The sequence below is a fragment of the Lactiplantibacillus argentoratensis genome (assembly GCF_037290055.1).
Taxonomy (GTDB): domain Bacteria; phylum Bacillota; class Bacilli; order Lactobacillales; family Lactobacillaceae; genus Lactiplantibacillus; species Lactiplantibacillus plantarum.
On the sequence record NZ_CP147647.1, the window covers coordinates 2800130 to 2825741 of the forward strand.

The 25612-nt window shown below is 44.7% G+C and carries 29 protein-coding genes and 1 riboswitch; of the genes, 7 read left to right on the forward strand and 22 right to left on the reverse strand.

All coding sequences use genetic code 11. The features are described from left to right. Positions 1-18 precede the first annotated feature (18 nt). A riboswitch (purine riboswitch) is annotated at positions 19-117 on the reverse strand. 33 nt (positions 118-150) lie between these two features. After that, the gene (locus tag V7R88_RS13395; RefSeq protein WP_162985471.1) at positions 151-309 is read left to right on the forward strand and encodes a hypothetical protein; all 159 of its coding nucleotides are present in this window, start codon (positions 151-153) and stop codon (positions 307-309) included. A gap of 289 nt (positions 310-598) precedes the next feature. Beyond that, positions 599-1699, forward strand: coding sequence for an SIS domain-containing protein (locus V7R88_RS13400; RefSeq protein WP_003642853.1), 1101 nt, complete (start codon positions 599-601; stop codon positions 1697-1699). Between the two features lie 60 nt (positions 1700-1759). Here V7R88_RS13400 and V7R88_RS13405 read toward each other — a convergent pair whose 3' ends face one another. The 4 genes from V7R88_RS13405 to V7R88_RS13420 form a co-directional block, all read right to left on the reverse strand. Further along, a complete protein-coding gene (locus tag V7R88_RS13405; RefSeq protein WP_054396331.1) occupies positions 1760-2065 on the reverse strand; it encodes a hypothetical protein in 306 nt (101 codons plus the stop codon). Positions 2066-2103: 38 nt separating this feature from the next. Next, on the reverse strand, positions 2104-3528 hold the full coding sequence (locus V7R88_RS13410) for a Na+/H+ antiporter NhaC family protein (RefSeq protein ID WP_072535156.1): 1425 nt from the start codon (positions 3526-3528) through the stop codon (positions 2104-2106). 434 nt (positions 3529-3962) lie between these two features. Next, positions 3963-5345: an amino acid permease gene (locus tag V7R88_RS13415; protein WP_054396333.1), complete on the reverse strand. Its 1383-nt coding sequence runs from the start codon at positions 5343-5345 to the stop codon at positions 3963-3965. A gap of 287 nt (positions 5346-5632) precedes the next feature. Then, positions 5633-6547 (reverse strand): alpha/beta hydrolase, encoded by a 915-nt coding sequence (locus V7R88_RS13420; RefSeq protein WP_173556614.1) that lies wholly within the window; start codon positions 6545-6547, stop codon positions 5633-5635. Positions 6548-6736: 189 nt separating this feature from the next. On the opposite strand from V7R88_RS13420, the gene V7R88_RS13425 reads away from it, so the two are divergent. After that, a complete protein-coding gene (locus tag V7R88_RS13425) occupies positions 6737-7237 on the forward strand; it encodes a phosphatidylglycerophosphatase A family protein (protein WP_003642953.1) in 501 nt (166 codons plus the stop codon). A gap of 201 nt (positions 7238-7438) precedes the next feature. Here V7R88_RS13425 and V7R88_RS13430 read toward each other — a convergent pair whose 3' ends face one another. The 11 genes from V7R88_RS13430 to V7R88_RS13480 form a co-directional block, all read right to left on the reverse strand. After that, positions 7439-8299: an NmrA family NAD(P)-binding protein gene (locus V7R88_RS13430; protein WP_054396335.1), complete on the reverse strand. Its 861-nt coding sequence runs from the start codon at positions 8297-8299 to the stop codon at positions 7439-7441. Between the two features lie 4 nt (positions 8300-8303). Continuing rightward, positions 8304-8723 carry a MarR family winged helix-turn-helix transcriptional regulator gene (locus V7R88_RS13435; RefSeq protein ID WP_033609012.1) on the reverse strand — a complete coding sequence of 140 codons (420 nt, stop codon included), beginning with the start codon at positions 8721-8723 and terminating at the stop codon, positions 8304-8306. A gap of 170 nt (positions 8724-8893) precedes the next feature. Then, on the reverse strand, positions 8894-9298 hold the full coding sequence (locus V7R88_RS13440; protein ID WP_338816271.1) for a Spx/MgsR family RNA polymerase-binding regulatory protein: 405 nt from the start codon (positions 9296-9298) through the stop codon (positions 8894-8896). 207 nt (positions 9299-9505) lie between these two features. Further along, positions 9506-9880, reverse strand: a complete 375-nt coding sequence (locus tag V7R88_RS13445) for a DUF488 domain-containing protein (RefSeq protein WP_003643505.1) — start codon at positions 9878-9880, stop codon at positions 9506-9508. A gap of 269 nt (positions 9881-10149) precedes the next feature. Then, entirely contained in the window at positions 10150-10473 is a 324-nt protein-coding gene (locus V7R88_RS13450; protein WP_003642958.1) for a hypothetical protein, read from the reverse strand. A gap of 89 nt (positions 10474-10562) precedes the next feature. Continuing rightward, positions 10563-11663, reverse strand: a complete 1101-nt coding sequence (mutY, locus tag V7R88_RS13455) for an A/G-specific adenine glycosylase (RefSeq protein ID WP_003643506.1) — start codon at positions 11661-11663, stop codon at positions 10563-10565. A gap of 67 nt (positions 11664-11730) precedes the next feature. Further along, positions 11731-12096 (reverse strand): hypothetical protein, encoded by a 366-nt coding sequence (locus V7R88_RS13460; protein WP_003642960.1) that lies wholly within the window; start codon positions 12094-12096, stop codon positions 11731-11733. A gap of 34 nt (positions 12097-12130) precedes the next feature. After that, a complete protein-coding gene (locus tag V7R88_RS13465) occupies positions 12131-12637 on the reverse strand; it encodes a putative immunity protein (RefSeq protein WP_003642961.1) in 507 nt (168 codons plus the stop codon). A 232-nt stretch (positions 12638-12869) separates the two neighbouring features. After that, on the reverse strand, positions 12870-13313 hold the full coding sequence (locus V7R88_RS13470) for an Hsp20/alpha crystallin family protein (protein WP_060599108.1): 444 nt from the start codon (positions 13311-13313) through the stop codon (positions 12870-12872). 94 nt (positions 13314-13407) lie between these two features. After that, positions 13408-13764 (reverse strand): hypothetical protein, encoded by a 357-nt coding sequence (locus tag V7R88_RS13475; protein ID WP_057717290.1) that lies wholly within the window; start codon positions 13762-13764, stop codon positions 13408-13410. A 211-nt stretch (positions 13765-13975) separates the two neighbouring features. Then, on the reverse strand, positions 13976-14119 hold the full coding sequence (locus V7R88_RS13480) for a hypothetical protein (RefSeq protein WP_003642964.1): 144 nt from the start codon (positions 14117-14119) through the stop codon (positions 13976-13978). A gap of 164 nt (positions 14120-14283) precedes the next feature. Here V7R88_RS13480 and V7R88_RS13485 point away from each other — a divergent pair, with 164 nt between their 5' ends. Both V7R88_RS13485 and V7R88_RS13490 read left to right on the forward strand, forming a co-directional pair. Beyond that, entirely contained in the window at positions 14284-14922 is a 639-nt protein-coding gene (locus tag V7R88_RS13485; RefSeq protein ID WP_054396340.1) for an SDR family oxidoreductase, read from the forward strand. Between the two features lie 316 nt (positions 14923-15238). Next, positions 15239-15697, forward strand: coding sequence for a GNAT family N-acetyltransferase (locus tag V7R88_RS13490; RefSeq protein WP_054396341.1), 459 nt, complete (start codon positions 15239-15241; stop codon positions 15695-15697). A 189-nt stretch (positions 15698-15886) separates the two neighbouring features. Here V7R88_RS13490 and V7R88_RS13495 read toward each other — a convergent pair whose 3' ends face one another. The 7 genes from V7R88_RS13495 to V7R88_RS13525 all read right to left on the reverse strand — a co-directional run bounded on the left by V7R88_RS13495 (position 15887) and on the right by V7R88_RS13525 (position 23169). Continuing rightward, positions 15887-16795, reverse strand: coding sequence for a DMT family transporter (locus V7R88_RS13495; RefSeq protein ID WP_054396377.1), 909 nt, complete (start codon positions 16793-16795; stop codon positions 15887-15889). A 366-nt stretch (positions 16796-17161) separates the two neighbouring features. After that, a complete protein-coding gene (locus V7R88_RS13500; RefSeq protein WP_003642968.1) occupies positions 17162-17860 on the reverse strand; it encodes a VIT1/CCC1 transporter family protein in 699 nt (232 codons plus the stop codon). 25 nt (positions 17861-17885) lie between these two features. Next, positions 17886-18563, reverse strand: a complete 678-nt coding sequence (locus tag V7R88_RS13505; RefSeq protein ID WP_054396342.1) for a VIT1/CCC1 transporter family protein — start codon at positions 18561-18563, stop codon at positions 17886-17888. A gap of 278 nt (positions 18564-18841) precedes the next feature. Beyond that, positions 18842-19828: a choloylglycine hydrolase family protein gene (locus V7R88_RS13510; protein WP_003643511.1), complete on the reverse strand. Its 987-nt coding sequence runs from the start codon at positions 19826-19828 to the stop codon at positions 18842-18844. 96 nt (positions 19829-19924) lie between these two features. Next, positions 19925-21964: a heavy metal translocating P-type ATPase gene (locus V7R88_RS13515; RefSeq protein WP_054396343.1), complete on the reverse strand. Its 2040-nt coding sequence runs from the start codon at positions 21962-21964 to the stop codon at positions 19925-19927. Positions 21965-22270: 306 nt separating this feature from the next. After that, positions 22271-22699 (reverse strand): CopY/TcrY family copper transport repressor, encoded by a 429-nt coding sequence (locus tag V7R88_RS13520; RefSeq protein ID WP_003645550.1) that lies wholly within the window; start codon positions 22697-22699, stop codon positions 22271-22273. A gap of 197 nt (positions 22700-22896) precedes the next feature. Further along, positions 22897-23169 (reverse strand): hypothetical protein, encoded by a 273-nt coding sequence (locus V7R88_RS13525; protein ID WP_003642973.1) that lies wholly within the window; start codon positions 23167-23169, stop codon positions 22897-22899. Positions 23170-23299: 130 nt separating this feature from the next. Here V7R88_RS13525 and V7R88_RS13530 point away from each other — a divergent pair, with 130 nt between their 5' ends. Together V7R88_RS13530 and V7R88_RS13535 are read left to right on the forward strand one after the other, a co-directional pair. Continuing rightward, on the forward strand, positions 23300-23716 hold the full coding sequence (locus tag V7R88_RS13530) for a Zn-Finger Containing protein (RefSeq protein ID WP_033098936.1): 417 nt from the start codon (positions 23300-23302) through the stop codon (positions 23714-23716). A 332-nt stretch (positions 23717-24048) separates the two neighbouring features. Then, positions 24049-25482 (forward strand): DHA2 family efflux MFS transporter permease subunit, encoded by a 1434-nt coding sequence (locus V7R88_RS13535; protein WP_057717288.1) that lies wholly within the window; start codon positions 24049-24051, stop codon positions 25480-25482. Positions 25483-25612 lie beyond the last annotated feature (130 nt).

The following is a 25612-nucleotide window of genomic DNA, read 5'->3' on the forward strand; positions in this document are numbered from 1 at the left end:
AAATTAAGCAGTGTAGACCCGTCGACTCAATTCGCTTATAGTCCAGTGTTTACGGCACTGGGTAGAAACTCGCCATCCATATCATGGCATTATATAGGCAATTAGTTGTATTGATAAATTGTTCCTTACTTTACCAGCCTTTTCAGTTACATGCAAGCCCTAATTATGATCATGATTGGTAAAATGAACCTAGGCTGGGATTTTCGGATTCATAGTGCCTGTGAACTCAGCTCATCATCTGGGCCCCAACATCGACGGCGATACGGGTTACCATTCATGTCAGTCTACCTGCACGAGGACGCTGGCTAACAGTGGTGACTAGTCCAAGCATTACACCGGTCATCTTCAGCGGCTACCAAGGCTTACCATGTGCTAGTAGTCCGTGGTACCAATGGGGAACAAGCGGAGGGACGTTTACCAAACCAGTGTCCACCCAGTCGTATTCGGCCACATTTTTTAAACGATCGACCTTAAACTTAGCATCCATTGGCTTTATCAACCGACTTACTTTTACACATTCTTTTGCTGACTATAAGTTCATTTACGTTTACAATAAAACTAAATCAGTATAAATATACATAACTATTTTTAGGAGCTGATAATTTTGATGATGATGAATAATCCGACCATGCTCTCATACATTCGTCGGGAACAGCCAGTACTAGAGCGGTTGTTAACCAATTATCCCAAACAGATTACGGCGGCCTTGACTGCCACCCCTGATCATCCACAACACTGGTTGATCCTCGCAACTGGTTCAAGACTCAACGCCGCCAACACCGCCCGCTTATACATGCAAAAGACGGCCGCCCTCCAAGTGACCATTGCCGCGGCCGACCTCTACGTCACTTATGAGGAAGCTGATCCCAGTGTCGATGTTGTTATCGGGATTTCTCTAAAAGATGATGATCCAACCATGCAAGCGGCAATCGAAAAAGCTCACACGGCCAGTCAAGCTCATGTCATTATCGTGACTAATCAAAAATCGACTGCTCTGACCGCAATGGCCGATGCAACTTGTGACTTACTAACTGGCAAAGAATCAGTGCCCTATATTACACTAAGCTTTCAAGCCATCGTGCTCACTTTAATGTTGCTTGCCGTCCGCAGTGCTGCCCTTCAAGCACGGTTAACCGAATTAGCAGTCAATCAAGAATTAGACGAGTTCAGTTTTCTGATTGAAAGCATGAATCCAACTGTTCAACGGGCGAACGACTTCTACCGTAAGTTCACTATTGATTTCACTAACGCCCCTCAATTTACAGCTATCGGTGCTAACGTCCTAGCTGGAACACTAACTGAAATGCAAGCCAAATTCACCGAAATCCTCCGGGTACCAACGCATGGTTACTCATTAGCCTCATTTACCCACGGTGGCTTTATGGGGACGCATGAAGATCACTGTCAGTTCTATCTTGAAATCAATACAGACCCGGCTGTCATGACCCAATTACAGGCCGTCAAGACGTACGAATCGCGATTAACGCCCCACATTTATACCATCAGTCTCACTGGTGACCAGCCGACCGTCAATGATGATCAAACCCTCCAGCTCGAAGCCGTTGCAGATCCGTATAAAGCCCCACTACTTGCGATTATTCCGTTCCAAGTCTTAGCTTGGTTCATTGCCAAATCACGCGGGATCAATTTGAACCATCCCATGTACGCAGATTTTCAAGCGGCTACTAAACTCAAGTAAAGATTACTAAATCAACGCAAAATGACCAGTATCGATATTCTTCGATACTGGTCATTTTAATTAATGCTCGTTTTCCGTAACTGCGTAGTACCGAATTCTCTTATGTTGACGCTGCGCATAGCCAATTTCTTGCCTAGTCCGCTCACCAATGTAGCCAGCGACATTAATGACCACTACTTCATCTGCCAAGTCGATTTTTTTCAAATGTGTCTGGCGTAAATTCTGAAGTTCAATTGGTGTTAATACTTCATCACTGAAAACTGGCTTTAAAACAATAACACCTTGTTTACCCAGAGCCAGTTCAACCGTTTCAAATACTGCCACATATTTTCTAGACCCACATAAAGTAACTATTTTAACAGTCATTCGTCAACCTTCCCTAAAGTGAACTGATCGACCAACGATTAAACCTCCGTCGCAGTCACATGCTTAGTTTTCACTGCAGTTTGCTGATTCAAGTGCGCCATACCAACACCAGTGAAACCACTGATTACCGAGATAACTGGACAAAGTAAACTGAAGAAAACAAACGGTAAGTATTGGACGGTCGGTACTCCCAGCGTCGTCGTCAGGAAGACGCCGCCAACGCCCCACGGGACTAGGTAATTGATTACCGTACCGCCATCTTCAAGGACCCGCCCCAGTGCATTTCCGGATAAGCCACCATCATTGAATGCCTGGCGAAAAGCGCGCCCTGGTAAGATAATCGAAAGAAATTGTTCACCAACAAACACGTTGACACCAATACAAGTTAATACACCCGCCAATACTAACTTGCCATCGCTATTCAAGTGCTTAGCAACCGGCGTCATAATTTGATTGATCAGTCCAAACTTGACCAACAATCCTCCTAAGGATAGCGTAACCACAATTAACGCAACCATGCTCATCATGCTGACAATTCCGCCCCGTGAAAGCAACGTATCAACACTCGTATTCCCCGTCTTCGAAACAAATCCCGTGTTAATAATGGCGGTTAACTTCGTCATTGATAGCCCAGGCTGTTCAAATAGAATCAAGCCCGCCGAAATAAAAATATTTAAAAGCATCGTTGGAATGGCTGGCATTTTAAACCCGGCACAAATGAAGACTAAGACGATTGGTAATAATGCCAAGGCTGAGATACTGAAATGACCATTTAAAACCGCAACTGTTTGATTGATCTTGGCTAAGCTTGTCTCCGTATTACTGTGCCCCAGCATAGCAAACAAGCCTAATGAAATGAGCCCGGCCGGTAGCGTGCTCCATAAGATATGTTTAATGTGCGTAAAAAGATCAGTATCCACTACGGCTGAAGCTAAATTATTGGTTTCTGATAATGGTGATAATTTATCGCCGAAGATTCCACCACTGATAATTGCACCGGCAACTAAGGCTGGATTCAGATTCATGGTCACGCCCATGCCGAAAAAGGCAATTCCGACCGTCGATGTTACCGTAAAGGCACTGCCGACCGCCGCACCGACTAGGGTACAAACAATAAAGACTGATGGCAAAAACCACTGAATATTAATGATTTTGAATCCAATCACCATGAGTGTGGGAATCGTTCCCGCCGCAATCCAAGTTGAAATCATCGCACCAATGAGAATAAAGATGAAGATTGGCACGATTCCTTTATCAATGCCCTCTTTAATCCCGGCATTAACTGCTGACCATGGAAAACCGCGCAACATCGCCCAAGCAGTGACAACGCCCATTGCGAGTAATACGGGAACTTGGGGCGATAATCCCCAACCAATCACACCCGCACTCATAATTCCGAGGACGACCAGTAAGACAATGACTGCTTCTAAGGTACTAATTTGTGGTGCTTTTGTTTTGTTCATAATTTATTACCCCTTCGATTGATAAAATTCCAGTGACGCATATTCATCATCAAAATTTTAATATCGTGCAATCCCACCACAGCGTTGATTTGTCATTATTCTCATCCTCTTCATCAAAAAAATCGTCCCCATTGTTCATATGAACAACAGGGACGATTAGACTAGTCGCGGTACCACCCAGGTTGCGGATTATTGACACTTAATCCACCACTCACTAGAAGATAACGGTTCTAGTTATTATCCGTTCAGTCGAAACTCGGTTACCGTATTTCAATCATAGTAGCTGACCGGTTCGCAGCAACCACCGGCTTCCTGACACCTACCACTATGTCTACTTGATGTAACGTTATCGTACAGTTATTAACTTGTGATTAACAATACCACCATCTTTTATCATCGTCAAGCCATTTTATAATATAATTCTCATTTTAAGATTACGACCGTGTTACAGCTCGCAAGCGCGCTTGGTGGGCAAAAGTGATGCCACCAAATAGTAACGTCCAAATAATCGCACCGATTGCACCGACAATATCAGCTTGAATGAAGAATAGACTGGCAAAAATGAGAACAAAAAAGGCAATCGTCAGTGGGCTCGTGATTCGGTACGCCGGCATCTTAAACCCATCCGCCAGATAGTCATTAGATAGCCGGTACTTCCGGTGGGCCAGCATCGCCAGCGTGTAAACAATCAGATACATATCACTAGAGATCCCGGTCACGACGGTAAAAACTGCCGTCGTTGCAGCACTTAAACTCATGATGGGGGTCACTAGCACTAGTACCGCGGACAACACGATTGCTGCTGCCGGCACACCACTTTTCGAAATCTGACCAAAGATTTGGTGCATGCGACTCGTAACTGGCATTTCAGTGGCTAGCTGATAGAAGTGACGTCCAGCTGAGAACAAACAACTATTTAGCGATGAGGCTGCCGACGTTAAGACGACAAAGTTAATGATGGCGGCCGCTGCTGGGTATCCTGCCAACTTGAAGACTTGCACAAACGGACTGCTATCGGGTGACAGTGATGTCCACGGAATAATGCCCATAATGACAATTAACGCACCAATATAAAACAACAAGATCCGCAACAAAGTTTCATTGACCGCCTTTTTGATAACGCGGTGAGGGTTCTTGGCCTCACCAATCGTTATACTGACAAATTCAATGCCCTGAAAAGCAAAGAAGACCATTGGAAATGCCGAGATAAAGTTAGCTATCCCATTGGGAAAGACCTGATAATTATGGAACAAATTGCCGATTGAAGCCTGGCCTAATGGGGTTGGGTGATGTCCCACCATCATGAAAATACCAGTGATAATCAGTGCAACGATTGCGACGATCTTAATCATCGCAAACCAGAACTCTGCTTCGCCAAATAACCGTGCAGCCGTTAAATTAACGCCCGCCAAAATTAACAGGAAGCTAATCTCAATTAGCCAGGCGGGGACATTTGGTAACCAAAATTTGACATACGTTGCCGTAGCCGTCAGCTCAGCCATACAGACAAAAATCAAACCGATCCAATAGGTCCACCCTGTAAAATGACCAACACTCGGTCCCAAATAGCGGGAAATAAACGCCACGAATGTGTGTTGGGTAGGATCAGAATAGAACATCTCACCAATTGCCCGCATCATTAAAAAGAAGAAGAAGCCCAACACCAAGTACACCCACATGACTGACGGTCCCGTCTTTGAAATCGTACTCCCTGAACCAAGAAATAATCCTGTCCCAATCGTGCCACCAATTGCAATCATTTGGACATGCCGGTTACTAAGCGCCCGGATCGTGCCATCAGCATTAGTTATTTTCATAAGATCCCTCCACAAATTTTAATGACTTTGTTGTTAAATCTTAATGTTGTGTCATTATAGCACGCTCTAGCTTTCACTTAATTGCGATTTTTAACTGTTAACCCCTGTTTTTAACGACGAATAGGTCGCAATACTTTGTTTTCTAAAGCTGTTCTTTTTATTGAAAACGTCACCAAAGCTGTAGTTGCTGCGTTTGACCGCCTAATTTGGCGCTACGAAAAAAGCCGCCCGAGCATTTACCCGAACGACCTCATTTATTTAATGCACTCATCCTGACACAATAACACTTACCACAAAAAGGCAATCATCTTGTGAGCGACACTTGGATTCTGATTCAACGCGCAATGCGCCGCCTGTTCCCCACTATAGAAAGCTTCTTGATACTGTGCTAATTTTCCGCGCAACAAGTACCGAATTGAGCGCGCTGAAGCGACACCCACAAAACCATCATTGTTATACCCCGTGTTTGTATCTCCATAGACATTGAGTAGTTTCACGTTGCCCGGAAAATTGTGGCGATACTTGAGCATTTCTGAAAAGTGCTTCGTGAAGCGACCCGGTTTAACGTCCAATTGTCGAACTGTACTTTCCGTCTGGGTGCTTAGGAAACCAGTCAGGCCATCGAATGGTCCGCCAATCGTCACGATCTTATTCAACGTTGGTAAGTGCTTGTCATGCCCATACTTCAGCGCCTGATTAACAATATCATTGGCCCCGAGGGAGTGACCGACCGCATTATAAGCCTTGACGCCATACTTTGTTTTTAGCTGGACTAGGACTTGGTGTAGCCAGTAAATCTGGGCTTTTTGTGAGGCGTGATTATCTTGAAAGACAACCTGGACCATCGGATTCTTGATGGAGTTTTTCCAGTACCCCTTAAAAGCCATCACGCCATCCTTATACACGTGCACCACTAATGCTTTTTGCGCAGCCCCCGCTTTTTCAGCTTTACGAATCAGATAGTTCGTCGAATACGCCCCACCATTGTAGCCATGTAAAAAGACCGTCGCTGTCTTTGACTGGTCATATTGATTCTTTAATATTCGTGCAGAACGCGGTGTCAATTGACTCGTTACTTTCGTAATCTTGGTATCATGATTCCGGGCCCCAACTAAAATCACAGCCGCACCGATAACAAAAACAATCAATAACAATTGAATCACCGTTCGCCAACGTTTCATCAAAATTATCTTACCCTTCATTATGTTTAACAGTCTTATTTTACGCGTTTCAATTAAAATAACCAGTCATCGTTTTCAACAATCGCCTTTTTAACCCGCACCAACGAATATTGAACCCAAATCATATTCTTTAGCCACCCATCTCGTTATAATGGACTTACTAGGTTAAATAACTAACCTACTCAAATTGTTTATTTCTGGAGGGTAACTATGGAAAAACCAACGTTTAAATATCCTGATAAGGCTGCGTATGAGTTCGTCATTCAAGCCTTAGCCGCAAAAGGGATTACTTATCATGAAATTGCGCATATCACCTACAACTTACAAACAAAATACGTCCCTAACTTAACGATTGAAGAGTGCGAAATGGAGACGCAAGAAGTACTACACAAGCGCGAACTATTGAACAATGCGATGGTTGCGTTAGAACTCGACCGACTTGCCACAGAAGGCCAGCTGAACGAACCGCTCCAATCTATTATTGCCAGTGACGCCGGCGTCTTCGGTGTTGATGAAGGCTTAGCACTTAATATGGCGAATATTTACGGCACCATCGGCGTCACTAATTATGGTTACGTGGATAAAGTTAAAGAAGGCGTCATTAAGAAGTTAGATACTGATAAGTCAGGTGTTGTTAACACGTTTATTGATGACCTAGTTGGTGCGATTGCTGCGGCCGTTGCGGCTAAAATTGCACATAAGTATGCCTAAGCATTGTATTTGCTAGTCGTTATCGCTTATAAAAATCAGCAGGCATCCTACTTCAATGCCTGTTTGCTTGAATTAGCTAGTCTGTACTGGATATGTCCGCTAAAAAACAGTTACCTCAAAATGAGGTAACTGTTTTTTGGGCTATCTTCACCACTAGATTAACCAACGCCTGCCAAATATTCTGCCTACTCCTCGACCTGACTACTGTAATTGATCCGCATAATCCCGTAAGTACGTTGTCATCGTTCGTGGTGCATGTCCCAGCACCTTTTCAGCCGTATCGGTCACACGTTTTGCGTTGCCCAATTGGGTAATCAAATACAGCATCACCATGACATTAACGTAGTCCTTTTTGATGCCCCGCTTCAACATCACGCGGCGAAACCGCCATAGACTCGGCCGATGATATGTTACCGGGTGACCAAAGGATTCAGTCATTAGCGCCGCAATTTGCTGATAAGTCAGCGCTTCTGGACCAGTCACAGTCAATTTTTGTTGTAAATATTGCGCGTCCAATAATGCCACACCCGCAATCTCGCCGATATCGCGGGTATCAATAAAACTCGTCTTCGCCCGCCCAGCTGGGATAAACAAATCGTGATTTTGCTGAATGTCGACGCGGTGCGTGGTATTCAAGTTCTGCATAAAGAAGCTCGGTTGAATGAATGTGTACGGTAACTGTAGCTGTTCGATCATCTGCTCGATTTGATGATGCGGCGTCATTGGATTATGCTCAACGCCCATCAACGAAACAAATACGACCTGCTCAATGTGGTGTGCTTGCAGGCATTTGAGAAAAGGCCACATATCTTGCTTGGGTTTAGCGAGCTGTGGTGGCCGCACGAAAAAGACCTTTTGAACACCGTGTAACGCCGCATCAAAGGTCGTTTCATCCAAAAAATCAAAACGTCGAATTTCGACGTCCGGATACGCAGCCAATAGTTGCTCGTCTTTATGTAAGTTGTGGGCACCAGCAACGACTTGCACTCCCACCTGTTGATCTAGATATTGAATTAACGGTAAGCCAATATTTCCCGTCCCACCAATCACCAGTATTTTCATTTTATTAATCGCTCCCTAGTTTTTTTAACAGTTGTCTTAAAGACTGTTTTTCAGCAGCCGTCAATTTCTGAAGCCCCGTCGCAACGACCTGATCGCTAATATGCTGGCCGGCCTGCAATTCTTGTATGCCAACTTGGGTCAAGCGTAGTAGCTTTGCCCGCTGGTCCGCTGGATTAACTTCCTGTTCAACCAATTGCTTGGCAGCTAAGCGTCGAAGAATTCCTGACATCGTCGGCCGGTCCATATCGAGAACGTGGCACAGCTGGTTGGCAGTCGGCTGTTGCGCCGTTCTTTCGACCCAAAGACTGATTTGTTGCATCACAGCCCATTGTTGAATCGTCAATCCGTTAGCAATTAGCCGTTGATTTAGCTGATAACGTAACTGTTTGGAAAACTGCATTAGTAAATAACCAATATTATCCATTTTACCCTCCACTATTTAGTTAGTATACTAACTAAATGGCTGTAATTTGTCAATTTACACACAAAACAGCACCGCTTAACTGTGCCAATCAGTTTATACTGGCAAGTAAGTAGTACTGTTTTATAATGTTTCGCCCCAAAAACACGGCATCAACTCATAAGCCGATCATTTTAAGCCATCTGATGTTCTGACATTGCTTGCATCTTGAGTACGCGCTGTTCACGTGGAATAAACATCCGAATCTCATCTTGGTTAAAGCCGCACAGAAGTCGGTGATCGTCAAAAATAATTGGCCGCCGCAATAATTGCGGTGTTTGGCTTAATACCCGAACAGCTTCGCTTAATGGCATATCTTCAATCGGTGTCGTTTTACTCAGTTGGTGATAAGCATTGGACTTAGTACTGATTAAATCATCAATGCCATTGTACGTGTACTGTAGCATGTGCTTGATTTCAGTCTCCGTTAACGGCTGTGCATTCATATTACGTTCATGAAACGGGATCCGGTGTTCGAGTAACCACCGGTGGGCCTTGCGACAACTTGCGGTACTTGGTAACACACATAAGTTTATCATAAAATTATCCCCAATCTTGCTTGCCTAACAATGCAGCCCCCATTATTGTGCACTGTAATAGTTGACGTCATTAATTAACAACATAATCATAGCAAAATTCGCAGCTAATTGCTAGCGTTTTCAAAAAATAATTAAAATAATTTGATGGGCGCAGTTTATTGCAGGCCTAATCCCAATTTCATCTATACCAATATTACGCAATTTATATTAAGCGGTTGGTAATTGACCACTATCCTTCAGGTAATCACGCAGTACCACTGCCTGATTATGTTGTTCGTCCTTGGCACCGAACAATAAGATCACATTCGTCTTCGTCAGTTGTTCAGCAACTTGACTAATAAAGCTGGCCGTCAGGGGATTCTCATCCAATTCAGCCCGGTAACGATCGACAAATTCGGGATATTTCGCCGGTTCATGATTGAACCACTTACGTAACGTGGTCGACGGGCCAATTTCCTTTACCCAATTGTCCAACTGAGCGTTAACCTTCGAAATACCCCGGGGCCACAAGCGATCTACCAACACCCGATAACCATCCGTATCAACTGGTTTCGTGTAAATCCGTTCTAATTTTAATTGCATAATGAGCACTCCTCCTATCGTACGATGCGGTAAACAATCTATGACCATTTACAATAACCTATCACATTTCATGACCATAAGTTGACTCCATTATAACGCAGGTGCCGGTATCGTTAAATCGAACCAACACTTTCCCGCAACCACATATTGATCAGTCCTCGTGACAGCCACTATCATCAATTCAGCACAAAAAAATCAGGTCCCACGAATGGCCCTGATTTTCATCACAATGAGTTGACTAACATCTTATCATGATTATGACAATCACGTTAGCCTTCACCGATCACAACTTCAACTTGGCCCCTTTTCGGCACAAAATTAATGTTATAAATCGGTTCCCGCAATACCTTTTCATATTCTTCTAAGACATCTTGTGGCAATGGCGTATGGGCGGCCAATGCGCGCATTAAGTCATCGACCGAATAAACATCTTCCATGTTAATAAAGATCCGCATATTTCCCACAACATCATTCAATAATTCTGTCAAAATCGCATTGGGCTTACCGTTACCATCTGTAACAACCACTTGATTACTGTCGACTTCTTTATGGTCTATCTTTGTTAACTTAACGATATCAAATACATTTAACATGCGCGACCCTCCGTCACAATATTGATTTGCTATATTCTACCACAACCATAGCACATCTGAAGGGTGAAAAGTATTTAATGTTGACTGAATTAATCAATTGAATAGCGTGCAAAAATTTTTTCTTGAACCTTAGGCATTGGAAGTTTCTGCCGCTCAATCAACGTAAAGGTCTGACCAGCAAAGTAGGCTAAGTCACTTAACCCAACTTGACCACTCAAACCTTGAATGGTCCACTTCTGATGCGTAAACGTATGGGTCACAGGCCGCCCGGTCAGATAATGGGCCGTTAGCTGGAGCTGATATTCACGTTTAAAATAATTTTCTACCGCCGTAACTAGTTCTTCAGGTTGGTAATCATCATCTAAGTCTAAATCTGCAATCGGAATCAAGGGAACCGTCCATAAATTAGCCAACATCCCGTTACTCGGTCGCTTCGTCATCAACCACTGATCCTGCATCTTAGCTAATACCGCCACGTAAGCAACCGGCTTGGGCCGCGGTTTCTTCGTCTTGACCGGATAGGCTAACTCATCCCCATCCAAATAAGCTTGATTAAAGCGTTTGACCGGCGAATGAGCCGTATCTGGTTGCCGCGCTGTCATGTAGCTTGAACCGAGGTCCATAATCGCCTGGTTAAAATCTCCAGGTCGCTCTTGTGAAATAATCTGACTGATTACCCGTTCAAAAACAGCGCGGGTCTGGGGCTTCGCAATATCCGCATCAATCTTGAGCAACCGGCTAAAGACGCGATAGGCATTACCATCCACAGCTGGAACTGGTTCATTGAACGCAATGCTGGCAATCGCTCCTGCAGTGTACGGGCCAATCCCAATCAACTCCGTCAGCTCAGCGGCAGTTTGAGGCCACTGTCCATCGTAATCGGTTAACAATTGTTTGGCACACCGTTGCATATTGCGGACACGTGAATAATAACCCAGGCCCTCCCACGCCTTTAACAACTGTGACTCAGGTGCGGCAGCTAGGTCCGCTACCGTTGGAAAAAGTGCCATAAAGCGCTGATAATAAGGAATCACAGTTTGAACCTGCGTCTGCTGTAACATAATTTCAGAGACCCAGACGTGGTAAGGCTCATGGTCATGTCGCCATGGTAAATCGCGGCCTTCGTGATCAAACCAATCTAATAGCGTCGTCTGAAAATCTTTAATTGTTGCCGCATCCCATTCAATCATTACTAACCCTCCAAAAAAGGCCACGAGGCTTCGTCTATCCGAAGTTCGTGACCACCTTATTTACAAATTAATCCAAAGTGTTAGCCAAATCTACGAGTGTTTTTTCGTAGTGATCCGTCACACTTTCATCCTGGAAATCGGCATTGAAAACGGCCAATGTCAAATACTCGGGGTATTTTAAGATGACCGCTGCTAGCCGCTTATTAATATCTGGATATTTTTGATCTTCATTATTCAAAATATCCAGACTCGCTTGGTAACAAACATTGGCTAAAAACAAATAATCCACAAAATAATTAAATCCTGGTTCGTTTTTTAATTCAAAATGCGCCTTCACGTCCACTGTTTCCGAAATATTCGTTAAATACTTCGTTACAATTTCTTGATACTGACGTAACAACTCCGCCTTTGCTTCTGCATGTACCGTTGCCATAAAATATCCCCACCTAATTTAATCTCTGTGAAGATTATAGCATACGGCGTAACCCCTGCTGAATGTTAGCTGCTAATCCAGCTAACTGATCGTACTGCCACTGACGCTCGGCAGTGACCGCAACCATGTCATTGGGTTGCGTTAAATTAACCAATTTAATTGCTTGGTCCGAGGCCCGCAGCGCATTTTCATCCGCATCTGCGGAAGCTACGGCCCAGCGAACGCAGTCCAGTGCCGCCGCGCCAATGGAACTCGTCGTCGTTGCACTTAACTTAGTCAATCTTGTCAGTGCCTGCCGTACCTGGTAGCCACTAACAAGATTAACTTGCCACAATTCATTAGCATCAATTGCGAGTCGCAATTGTCGATCATATTTCTGTTGGTTATCAACATACTGCAAGGCTTTCTTGGCGATAATTAACGCCCATTTAGCCAATTGTTGTTGTGAGAGTTCACCAGTCAAAGCTTCGATTTGAGCCCGTATTCCAGGGTCATCGTCAATCTCAATCTTAGGGTGACTCGGTCTAAAACCTTCCGTCATCACGCATTCCTACTTTCTTACAAATCCGACAACAAACTTACCCTATCGTTACCAATATTCAGTTCGATTGATATATCGATAGGATTAAATTGTACCAGAAATTCAGCAAAGATGTGAGTATCTGCCTCCAGATTTCATCAAAACTTTACAAACTTTTGTAACCGTTTCATTTGTTGCAAACACAATGAAACGGCGACCCACCACCAATCGTGGTAAGTCGCCGCATGAGTCATTATTGAATTTCAATATGGTGCGTATCCGCAGCCGCCTTCTTTGGCAAAGTTAACTGCAGCACACCATTTTCATACCGTGCTTCTACTTTGTCGACATCAACGTCTGGTAAAGAATATTGCCGACCAAAGCGACCGGTTTGACGTTCACTCGCGATAATATTACCATCTTTATCGCTTTCATCACTAATACTATCGCGTTTTACAGCAATCGATAATGTGCCATCCCGATACTTCAAAGCAATATCTTGTTTATCGATTCCGGGAACATCGACTTTCATCGTGTACTGATCGTCATTTTCTTTAATATCAGTCTTTAAGACCGACCCATGACTTCCCGTGTTTAAGAATGTCCGACCGAGTCCATTAACCAAATCGTCCATCTTAGTCCAATCATTCAACCGATCAAATAAATCATTGTGCCAATTCATCATATCGTTAGCCATTATGCAATCACCCTTTCAACTTGTTTACATCATTAATAATAGGCCCTTTCATCAAGATTGCAACAATTTAGCACTCTAGACACTCGAGTGCTAATTATTCGACTTGGTACGCCCGCATATCAACTGGAATCACCCGGACCATTTTATGTGGTGTAATCGTTAACGCTTGGGTCGTCCGCTTTGTAGGCCAGCGAGACTGCGGGCGATCAGCTAATTCCAAACCGACCAACATTCTGATTCGATCCAGAATATCAGGCACCCCAAATACATTATTACCCTGATTAAATGAAGTTTGGAGCATATTAATGGCAACCTGTAAGCGCTGATTATGGAAGCTAAAGGTTACTGGCACGTACACCAGATCAGTAGACGATAATTGCTCTTGTGCCAACGTCTTATCAAGCTGCGCCATAAACGCTGTAAATTGATCCATTTGCGTCACCCCCATCATTAATTACCGCTATTATACTGCAAGACTGATGTGACAGCTATTCAAATGGATGGCTGTCATAGCATTGCTAACAACCGACCATCAGTCTCCGTGCCAACTGCAATTTTGCTCGAACCAGTCAATCATCACCAGGCGATCCCGTACACTCATTTTGGACAAAATAAAAGGGCGCGACCAATGTCTCGCCCTAACTGAAGAATCACGCTAATTATTAGTTATTAGATAACTTTTTAGCATCTTCATCGATCGTTTCGAAACCGGAAACGCCACTCTTCTTCTTTGGATGCTTTGCACGTTCTTCTTCGGCTTTTTGAATCATAGCCTTTTTTTGTTCCTTGCTAAGCTTTTGTGCCATGATTATCGCCTCTTTTATCTTGGACAGCGAAGTACAACCTCGCTACAACTTCATTATAAGTCTAAATTCAAAAAGTGGCACAAATTTGCTTAACTTTTTTGAAACTGCTTACTTGCATTCTGTAATTATTAAGTTTACAGTTAAGTTGTTCAGGAGGGGATTATATGACAAAAGTATTGATCTTAGGGGCTGCGGGCCAGATTGCTCGCTTAGCCGAACAACAATTTTTAGCCAACACGACTGATAATCTGACACTTTACTTACGTAATAGTAGCCGGGTCGCGGACCAACAATCTGACCGGGTGACGATTATCGATGGTGACACGACCGATGAAGCTAAACTAACGCAGGCGATGACGGGGCAAGACATCGTTTACGCTAATCTGGCTGGTCAAAATATCAAGCAGCAGGCCGAAACAGTGTTAAAGGCAATGCATGCTAGTGGGCTCAAGCGGCTTATTTGGATCTCGACTTTGGGAATCTATGATGAAGTTCCCGGCAAGTTCGGTCAATGGAACAACGCGACGCTGGGGAGCTACCTGACGCGCTACTATGCCGCAGCCAAAGTTCTAGAAGATTCCAATCTCGACTACACAATCATTCGGCCCGCGTGGTTGACCAATAAAGACGAAATCGACTACGAAACGACCCAGCGCCATGAACCGTTCAAAGGAACTGAGGTTTCTCGTAAGAGCATCGCAGCACTCGTCGTTAAATTAGCACAAGATCCAACGGACAGTGTTCGCGCATCTTTAGGGGTTAACAAGCCTAACACTGACGGTGACAAACCCGCTTGGTATTAAGCATTGCACCTGTAAAAAACTGTAAACCGGCAAGCAGCACCGCGACAGCTAATGCCAGTGCTGCTTTTGTTGTGCCTTAATTTATGAGAAAAATGATAATATCTAGATAGTTAACTAACGATAGCTGCCGATCAATTGATCAATTTACTGATATAACTAACAACTCGTTCTCATGTTTTCTTCATCCAAAGCAGCGCTCGTAACTGCTGATAAATCGCGGGTCTTTGCAGTTGACGGTCAAAAATCCAAGTGTTAAATTATAGACTCAATTTGAAAATAACTGGCGATATTCTTCAGTTTTCAAGGAGGCTTTCACTTGAATTTAAAATGGTATGTTAAGCAATTTAATGGTCTAACCACCACCCAACTGCATGATATTTATCAACTTCGCGCCAAGACCTTTGTTAAAGAACAAGCGCGATCTTATCAGGATCCCGATGATACCGACTTGGATGCGCGACACGTATTCGCTTACGATCAAGGACAACTCGTCGCTTACGCCCGGATTTACGAGCATGCCGGCGTCGTTTCATTCGGCCGGATAACGACTGACAGTTACTATCGTGGGACCGGCCTTGGTAAACAACTCATGAATCACGTCATGGCGATTCTCAAGGTCCATTACAGTGCCGCCACCATCGAAATCGATGCCCAGACACACGCCCAGAAGTTCTACGAGAAGTTCGGGTTGATTGCTGAAGGTCAACCCTATACTGATCTAGGCGCCGAAGTCATTAAGATGCACGCCCCCGCCCGAAAACTGGTGTTAGCGTAGCACGGCTTGCCAACCATCAATATGCAAGATAACTTTAATCCACACACATTATGATTAAAGCTGCGCATCAGAATACTCAATTCTGACGCGCAGCTTTTATTTTTGGTCACTTTACAAATTACTGATATTTTTTCAACGACCGCGCTAACTAAACGCGAGCCAATTGCTCTCATTACTAAACGCTAGTGACTAATCACTAGCCGGATCACTTCGATACTGCTGCAAGATATAGATGGCAACGATCACCAACAATGAGCCAAGGATTTCGACCCACGTCACCTGTAAACCTAAGAAGATGATACTTAGCACAAAGGTCACCACTGGTTGAACGGCATCGACAATACTAACGACCGCGGACGGCGCGTACTGAAGACTATGCAATAGTGATAAGAAGGCAAAGATCGTCCCAATCAACACGATGGCGCCGATTGAAGTCACGAGCGTTGGCGTGATTTTCGGTGCCCCGACCCAAATCGGGTGATATAGATTAAAGAGGATTCCCGCGATCAATGTCCCCCAGCCGAGAATCACGACCGGCGAATTTTCAGCAACGATTTTTCGTGGTAAGACCACGTATAGGGCCGCCGTTACCCCTGAAAGGACGCCCCAAACAAGTGCATCCATCGGAATCGCCAGTTCGTGAATATTGCCCTTCGTGATTGCTAGAAACACCCCGAGCAGAGAGACCGCGAATGCAATCAGATCAGTTCGTAAGGGTAGTTCCCGTTTGAACAGCAGTGTCCCTAACACAATAAATAAGGGACTTAGGTATTGTAAGATGGTAGCGGCAGCGGCGGTTCCGCGCTCAATACTGATGTAGAAAGTATACATATTCGCCATCAATCCCATTGTCGCGTATGCGACTAATTGGCCAACCGACGCCCACGACTTAAAAACCTTGAAGATTTTGGTGCCCTGTTGCACAAATCCAATCGCTAGCAGAATGATTCCAGCGGATAACGTTCTTACAGATAGGAACCAATCAGCTGGGATAGCTTGATTTTGTGATACGAACTGCATCACCGTCCCTGAGATACCCCACAGGGTCGAAGCCAACATCGCCCACATGATGCCCTTCATATACCGGTTAGTTGTCATATTTTCCAATTTCGCTCTACCTCAATTTAATTAATGGCAATATTATACCGGGACTTAATTAAAACTCACTGAAAATCGTGCGTTGTTTTTTAGGAAGATTCAGCAATCTTTATCATAATTACGTTCTATCAGCTAAAAGCACCGCTAAACCCGAACTTTCATCACTCATTATATGTAATCACACGGAATTCACACGCCACTAAATAAAACTGGGTCGGTAACCACAGCGGTTGACCGACCCAGTTTTATTTAAATCCGTCCCTAAGTTCCTAACAATTTGTGCCCATCCTGATGCCGTTTTTACCACACCGTATCCCCATAAGACCGGTGTTTAATCGCCGACAAGTCGTGCTTAGAGCAAGCGACTTAAAAGAGCGTCCCAACGTAGTAGTGAATGAACATCGTCACGATCCCAACGAGCACGTTGCGAATCACCGCCGTCTTCACATTGCCCTTACCTAATACGGCCGATAAATATCCTGTTAAGGCCACGGCAACGGACACCGCGATAATTGTTGCCGGCCACTGCCAATGAGCCGGTGCAAACGTCATCGCGAGCAACGGGAAGACGCCTCCTGCTGACGCTGAGAATAGCGATGCAAACGCTGCATCCCAAGGATTCATATAGTGTCCTAGTTGCATATCATATTTGATGCTGACAACGGTTGCCAATGGTTTTTTAGTTAACAAATCGCGTGCAATCGCCATCGCCGTCTCTTCCGTCACGCCAAGAGTCATATAGTGGCGTTGAACAGCATGCAATTCACCCTCAAAATCCGTCTTCAGCAATTGCCGCTCCTTTTCAACCACGGCTTTTTCAGTGTCCTTCTGCGTGCTGACCGAAGCATATTCTCCTGACGCCATCGAAAAAGCACAGGCTAATAAATCAGATAATCCAGCAATAAAAATCGTGAACTGATTAGTCGTGGCGGCCGCCACACTAAACAGCACCCCCACAACGGTTAAAATACCATCATTAGAACCTAAGACACCTGCTCGTAATGAGTTTAACTTCTCATCCATCGTTTGTTTGGTCTTCTCAGACTTTGTCCTTGTCAGTTGCATAAGCTCGCTCCCCTTGACCCTTTAATTAAGCAAATAAGTGACCAATAAAGTACGTTACGATCATCGTCAATAACCCGGCAACGACGTTACGAACCATTCCGCGCCGACGATTAGCATTACCCAGCATCGCCGCAACGTATCCCGTAATCATTAATGCAATTCCGACAGCCAACACCGTTGCTACCACCTTCACCCGTGGTGGGAAAAAGGTGATCGAAACTAATGGCAAAATTGAGCCAGTGGGAAAGGCAATCATCGACGCAATACCAGCCGCATACGGACTGATGAACTGGTTCGGATTGAAACCATAGCGCTCACGCACCGTCGTAGTCAGCGCATCTTCCGCCATCATTTCCCGGGTTGCTTGTTGCGCCAACGGTTTACTGATTCCTTGATCGACATATTTTTGTACGACTAGCGACGCTTCTGCTTCATAATCATCGGCAAGTGCTGCCTTCTGCTTAGTAATCGCCATTTTTTGTGAATCTTTTTGCGTATTCACGGAGACGTATTCACCCATGGCCATTGAAATCGTCCCAGCCAACATCCCGGCTAGTCCAGATATTAAAATCGAAAAACTATTGGTGGTTGCCCCCGCAACGCCAACAACAATGCCGGCAACTGATAGAATACCATCATTCGCTCCCATGACACTTGCTCGCAAAATATTAACCCGCTGTGCCAAAGACATCCTTTTTTTCATGTTTGCCGCCTCCGTAGATACTTTATAATCATTATTACCTAGTAAATATTATATCTTTCAGAAAGAAAATGCAAGGCTTATTTGTAATCATTATCGAGTATAAGTTACGTATCCCTAAACTATAATATAGTGTACCACCATTTAATTATTAAAGTTAATTTGAATAATTATTATAGGTCATTGAAAGTGCTATTCTGCCTAGAATCAAAAAAAGCAGCACCGTTAGCATTTTATGCTAACGGTGCTGCTTTCATATTTTGACCCTAATATATTCCAACTTAGTTTGCTAACCGGAACTGTTGGGTTGTCTTTAATTCAAATTCAGTCGGTTGCGCGGCCGTCATTAAAGCTGGTGTCAATTCGACCCGCGTAATCGTCTGATCCGCGTATGGTTGCATGTAAAATGCTGGTTCATTCATGCTCATATAGGCGCGGTACTGGGTATAATCTGGCGTCCCGTTATCTTGCATCTTAACGCCCTTAGGAATCTCCACTGAGTTCAGCATGTGTGATAATGCGTTGACAGCTTCTGCATCAGTCGTTACTGCATCCGTATGTTCACGCATGAAGACCGTCCGAACGAAGCGTGCAACTGACGTATAGTCACCAGGCATTCCCAACGCCCCAGTTCCAGGACCGAAAGGATTCACCGTCATGTCACCGTATTGACGACTAGGATGAGGGCCGGGTTGTAAGTTGACGTAATTACTCAAATTCTTGAGATGCCATTCAAAATCTGGTGTGTTCGTCATGACGCCCACCGGATTCTTCATGTAGTGAACACCGTCATTTTCCAATTCTAAGACGTAAGTAGAACCACTCTTGTCACTAATGATCCAGTGTAGTGGTACCACAATATTCAATAGTGGTGCGGCGGCTTCCATCACGTTCAAGTCAGCAATCCGTTCGCCTAATTCAGCGGTGCTCTTCACGTTTCCTAAAATCCACATTAAAACTTCGTGGGGTGCCAAGTTAACCTTGCCAGCCTTAGTCTGCTGAGTAAAGTGAGCTTGTCCCGAGAAATAGAGTGCAGCAGCACTGACCCCGTGCTCATTGACACCATCGACAAAGATATAGCCATTTAAGTCACGGCCCGTTCCAACAAAGCTATACGGGCTATCAAAACCGTCCGCATTGGTAACACTGTCAAAGTGGTGATTCCGTGGGATTGCCACTGGTCGACCACCAAGTTCAAAAGCAAAGTCCATGGTGCGTGCTAAAAACTGATCACCCGCCGTGGTTTGAATCGTTAAACTAGTACACATGGGTTTCACATCCTTGATTTAAATACTATTATTCTAGCATCTAAACCCATTATAAACACACATTTGCACAAATTAATTTACGTCAATCAGTTTACCTTAGTCTTTTAATCGTAACGTCATCGCATTAATTGCCACGATTACCGTGCTTAATGACATCACTACCGCACCAAACATCGGGTTCAAAATAAAGCCGAGTGGTGCGAGAATACCAGCAGCCAAGGGGATTGTGATGACATTGTATCCAGCACCCCACCATAAATTTTGCGCCATCTTCCGGGTCGTTCGCCGGGCCAGATCCAAGAAATCGACCACATCATTTGGATTACTCTTAACGAGAACGATATCAGCAGAATCAATAGCAACGTCAGTCCCAGACCCAATGGCAACGCCAATATCTGCCCGGGCCAGACTAGGGGCATCGTTAACACCATCGCCAATCATCATAACGTGGCTACCATCAGCCTGATACTGTTGAACGAGCTTAGCCTTATCTTCAGGCAATAAACCCGCATGCACTTCTGTAATTCCGAGCTGCTTAGCAACGACTTGGGCGCTCTGCGGATTATCACCGGTTAGCATTACTGGGGTAATGTTTTGGGCCTTCAAACTATCGATCAAGTTCTTGGCTTCCGGCTTGATCTGGTCACCCTGAGCGACAAAACCTAAGACTGTCTGCTCCTGAATCAAAAAACTGACTGAGTTACCGGCACTTGCCAGTCGATTGAACGTTTGCTGGTCATAGGCTAAATTTTGTTTATCCAAGTAAGCAGCCGAAACGATCTGATACGTCTGCCCATCAATCGTGCCGCTTAACCCGACACCAGTAATCTGATGAACATCCTGACTAACCTTAGGGGTTAACTGATGTTCCTTAGCGGCAGCAAGAATTCCGACAGCTAAGGGATGACTAGAGCCATTTTCCAAACCGGCCATCATCGCCAAGACTGCGTCCGCAGTTAGCCGGTCGGCGCTACTTTGATAATCAGCGACCTTAAAGTTACCAGCTGTCAATGTCCCGGTCTTATCCATCAACGCGTAGTTCAACTTTTTGACTTGTTCCATCGCGTCCCGATTACGAATCAGTAACCCGTGGCTGGCCGCAATCGCCGTACTCCGTGCCACTACCAATGGAATTGCCAATCCTAAAGCGTGAGGACAAGCAATCACGAGCACTGTCACCGCAATTGATAGTGCTAACGCCAGATTGCCCACGAGTAACCAGACGATAAAGGCAACGATTGCAACGGTCAAGGCAGCGTAGAACAAGAGTCCAGCCACTTTATCCGCCATATTTTCTTGCGACGATTTGGCCGCCTGTGCGTCACTGACTAACTTCATGACTTGGGCTAAGTATCCGGATTCACCAGTCCCGGTGACTTTCATCTCAAACGTCCCATCACCATTGACTGAACCACCCACAACTTGATCCTTAGCGCGTTTTTCAACTAACTTAGCTTCACCAGTAACCATCGCTTCATTCACACTAGTCGCACCATTTAACACTGTGCCGTCAGCTGGAATTTGTTCACCAGCCCGGACTTGAACTTGATCACCATTAGCTAGGTCAGCAATCGCGACGTCATGAACCTGCCCATCAACTAACTTATGCGCCGTACTTGGTAACAATTTTGCGAGTTTGTCTACCGCTGAGCCCGCGTTCATGACCGTATTCATCTCGATCCAGTGGCCTAACAACATGATGACAATCAAAGTCGCTAGTTCCCAGAAGAAATCGGTCACCATTGGTTTTGCATTTAATAAGTCGTTGGCAATCACCGCATAGATACTGTAGACGTATGCCACGCTGATCCCCATCGTAATCAACGTCATCATGGCAGGCTTATGATTTTTGACCTCGGCCTTGGCACCGCTGAAGAACGGTTGCCCACCGTATAGAAACAGGATCGTACCCAAAATCGCCACGATGTAATCGGACCACGGCCGAAAAACGATTTGAAACGGCAAATTGACGCCCATCATTGGACTCATGATGACGATTGGAATTGTCAGAACTAACGAAACCCAAAATTTCAGTTTCAGATTACCCATGTGCATCATCTCACCGTTACCCATATCCATGTCACCCATGTCATCTGAATCATGGTGCGCCATGTGTTGCATATCCATGTCTTTCATAATAGCGACCTCCCCTAGTCAGACTGTCTACATCTGTAATTTATGGCTAAAGTTTACAATTGTAGACGGTAAAAGTCAAGAAAAACACTTTCTTGAAGTTTCGCCATCATTCATGGGTTTGCTGAGTACCTTATTTTGAAAACAAGTTCTTCCGTTAAACGTGCTGTGACATTACGGCTTGCAAGATTACTCCCATAATCAGTTAGCCAAGTATCTTTAAAATCATTAGCATCAAAAAAGTCATGTTCAGATTTAAAAATCCAAGCATGACATTCAGTGTTACTTCAATATTCAGTTATAACCACGTTAGCACCGCGTCCCCGGCACACAATCGCAGTCCACCATTTCTGGCGCATCCTTGGCTTTTTCAGCCAATACTGCCTGTAAAGCGGCGATATCCGTTTGACTCAATTCCGTTTGGTTAACAAGGTCCACCAACGTTTGACCAACGCGCATCTGACATAAATGACCGAAGAGGGTGCCCACGGCTTCATCCATCGATGGCTGTTCCTCAACCATTGGATAATAATTGAACGCGCGACCATTCTTTTCAGCACGTAACGCACCTTTTTTGACGAGCCGTCCAAGCAGTGTCTTGACCGTTGCTGTCTTCCATCCCATCTTATCCGCCATGATCTCAGCGACCTGACTACTCGTGACATTGCCCAACGTCCAAGCAACCCGCATGACTTCCCATTCGGCATCACTGATTTCAATTTTAGTTTGTGCTTCCAATGGTTTGACCACCCTTCGAATTAAATTAACTGTAGTTTACAACCGTAAACGTAAAAAAGCAACTATCACCCTCGCATGGTTCACCATCTAGCATAGCGCAATTTTCTTTCTAATATCAACATTGACTGCTATTAACCACTACCCAAATCATCACTAGTTAGGTTAATAACTTGATTGGCGCAAAAAAACGGCCCTAATTACTGAGCCGCAACAAAATGATCTAATAATGATGATAACGCCGCGACGCTATCTGGATAATTGCTCGGATGTTGTAATAGGTAGCTCTTAATTTTGCCGTGATACAATACCGTCGTGGCGGCTTGTCCGCTCGTCTGTAATAAACTCCGCCGAAATTCATTGAGCAACAGTTGTAACCCGCTTTGCGCTGCGTCTTGGCGCTCCAACATCAGTGCCGCACGGCTGATAGCATCGAGCACCTGCGTTTGCGTGATTTGTGATTGTGTTGACATGTTTTTCCCTCTATTTACTATAATATGCTTAAGTATACACCGTTAGTGGCACAAACAGGTATTATTTATCTGTTGAAAAACTATGTTATGCTACTAAATATTAATTATTTTAGTGACGGGGGTTCAGCATTTGAAACCAAACTCAAAACTATTACAGCGACTACGATCATGGATGCGTGGACGGTACGGTCAAAACGATACGTTAAACCGCTTTTTAAACAATCTCGCTTTACTATTGATCGTCATCAGTTTTTTCATTCGCACCGGGTGGCTACTCTTAATTGCCGTGATACTCATCGGTATTAGTTACTGGCGTTTGTTCTCTAAAAAGATTTATCAGCAAGTTGCGATCAATCGCGGCTTTCAGCGCTTTTGGTCACCGATTGTTCGCCCATTCAGCCGTTTAAAATACCAGGTCAAGCAGCATTGGCAATACCGCTTTTTCCGCTGTTCACAGTGTCACCAACGGATTCGGATTCCGCGTCATCATGGTCGCGTTCGGATAACTTGCCCCCAATGTGGACACCAATTCGAAGCTAAAGTGTAACCATCGTGCTTGGATGAAAACATAACGATTGTTGAACATAACTGATCCGCCTGCGGACCTGATTTTGCTTAGCAACCACCTATAATAGGCCACCTTAGTTTGACACTGAGGTGGCCTATTTACATACAAAAACACTATTTTAACAACCATTACGTGCTACCTTTCTCGTTCAATGAAACTACCGACAATTGCAGTCACAGACGCACTAGTTGAGTGATGGTTTTCAAACTACCGTAAATCAATCCTCTTTTTTCAGAAAAAACACTTACGAAAAAAATAATTTTCTGGTATGCTAACCCATTGTATTCAGGAAAGTGAGTGTGAACAATATAATGGATTCAGTACAAAGTAGCCCGCAAGCTAAACAACGGGCCCGCGTTCCCGTTGCCCATCCCATGCTAGCCATGATGGGGATGTTAATTGGTGGTTTTGTTGGGATGTTTAGTGAAACATCACTGAACATCGCCCTCCCCCAATTGATGGCTCAGCTACACGTGTCAACGGCAACCGTTCAGTGGTTGGTAACCGGTTACATGCTTATGATTGGGATCGTCCTTCCGCTATCGAGCTTGATCACTAAGTGGTTTACGACCCGCCAAGTGATTTTATTTGCCTTGATTGACTTCGCCGTTGGTGCAATCATTTCAGCTTCAGCGCCTGGCTTTGGCGTGTTATTATTCGGTCGAATGGTTCAAGGTATCGCAACTGGCCTAATCTTACCACTCATGTTTACCGTGGCCATGCAGATTTTTCCACCCTACAAATTAGGGGCAGCTATGGGGATGGTCGGTTTAGTCATTATGTTCGCACCGGCCGTTGGTCCAACGATTGCTGGGGCCATCTTAGGATTGGCCTCATGGCGGTGGATTTTTTGGCTCTTTATCCCATTCTTGATTATTGCCTTTCTCTTTGCCGTCACTTCACTTAAAAACATTGCAAAAGTGACCCGGCCAAAAGTGGACTTCTTATCCATCCTACTTTCAATGGTCGGCTTTGGTAGCCTGGTTGTTGGTGTTAGCCTTGCTAGTGATCAAGGTTGGGGATCGCCCGCCGTTCTAGGTGCCTTAATTTTGGGACTGGTTATTCTGGCTTGGTATGCCCATCGACAACTCACCATGGACTCGCCAATTCTGAACCTTAAGACATTCGCCATTCCTGGTTTTCGGGTTGGCGCTTGCCTCGTTATGATCAACTTTGGGATTATCTTATCGGCCATGTACTTACTCCCAATGTACATTCAAAAGGGACTGTTGATTCCCGTTGCCTTGACTGGGGTCATCATGTTACCCGGTGGCTTGATGAACGCAATTGTGTCGGCCGTCTCAGGTCGCTTATATGACTCGATTGGTGCCCGCACTCCCGCAATGCTGGGTTTCTTGATCTCAATGGTTGGCGCCCTCATGTTGGCGCTGACAACCACGCAGAGTGCAACTTGGTACGTTATTTTGGCTCACGTTATCTTAATGATTGGGGCACCATTAGCGATGTCCCCTTCACAAACGCATGGTTTAAACTCCTTGACGGGTCCGATTGCCGCCGATGGTAGTACGATCATGAACACACTACAACAAGTTGTTGGTGCCATTTCAACCGCAATTGCCACGAGTTTATTAGGCATTGGCCAAGCTTCTTACTACGCCAATGGGGGTCATCAAGCTGCTAGCGCGTTCGTTAACGGTGCCCATTACGGGTTCTACTTTACGTTTATTTTAGCGCTCGCCGGTTTGTTGCTTGCAACCCGTTTGTCTAAAAAAACGACTAACTAACTGTCATTAATCAAAACTAGTGCTGCTAATTATAAGCAGCCTAGTTTTTTTATTTTACGATCGATTATCATTCAACTGATTTGTGCCGATTCCTTACCAGCACTTGTTCCCGAATTGATGCCGGTCCAGT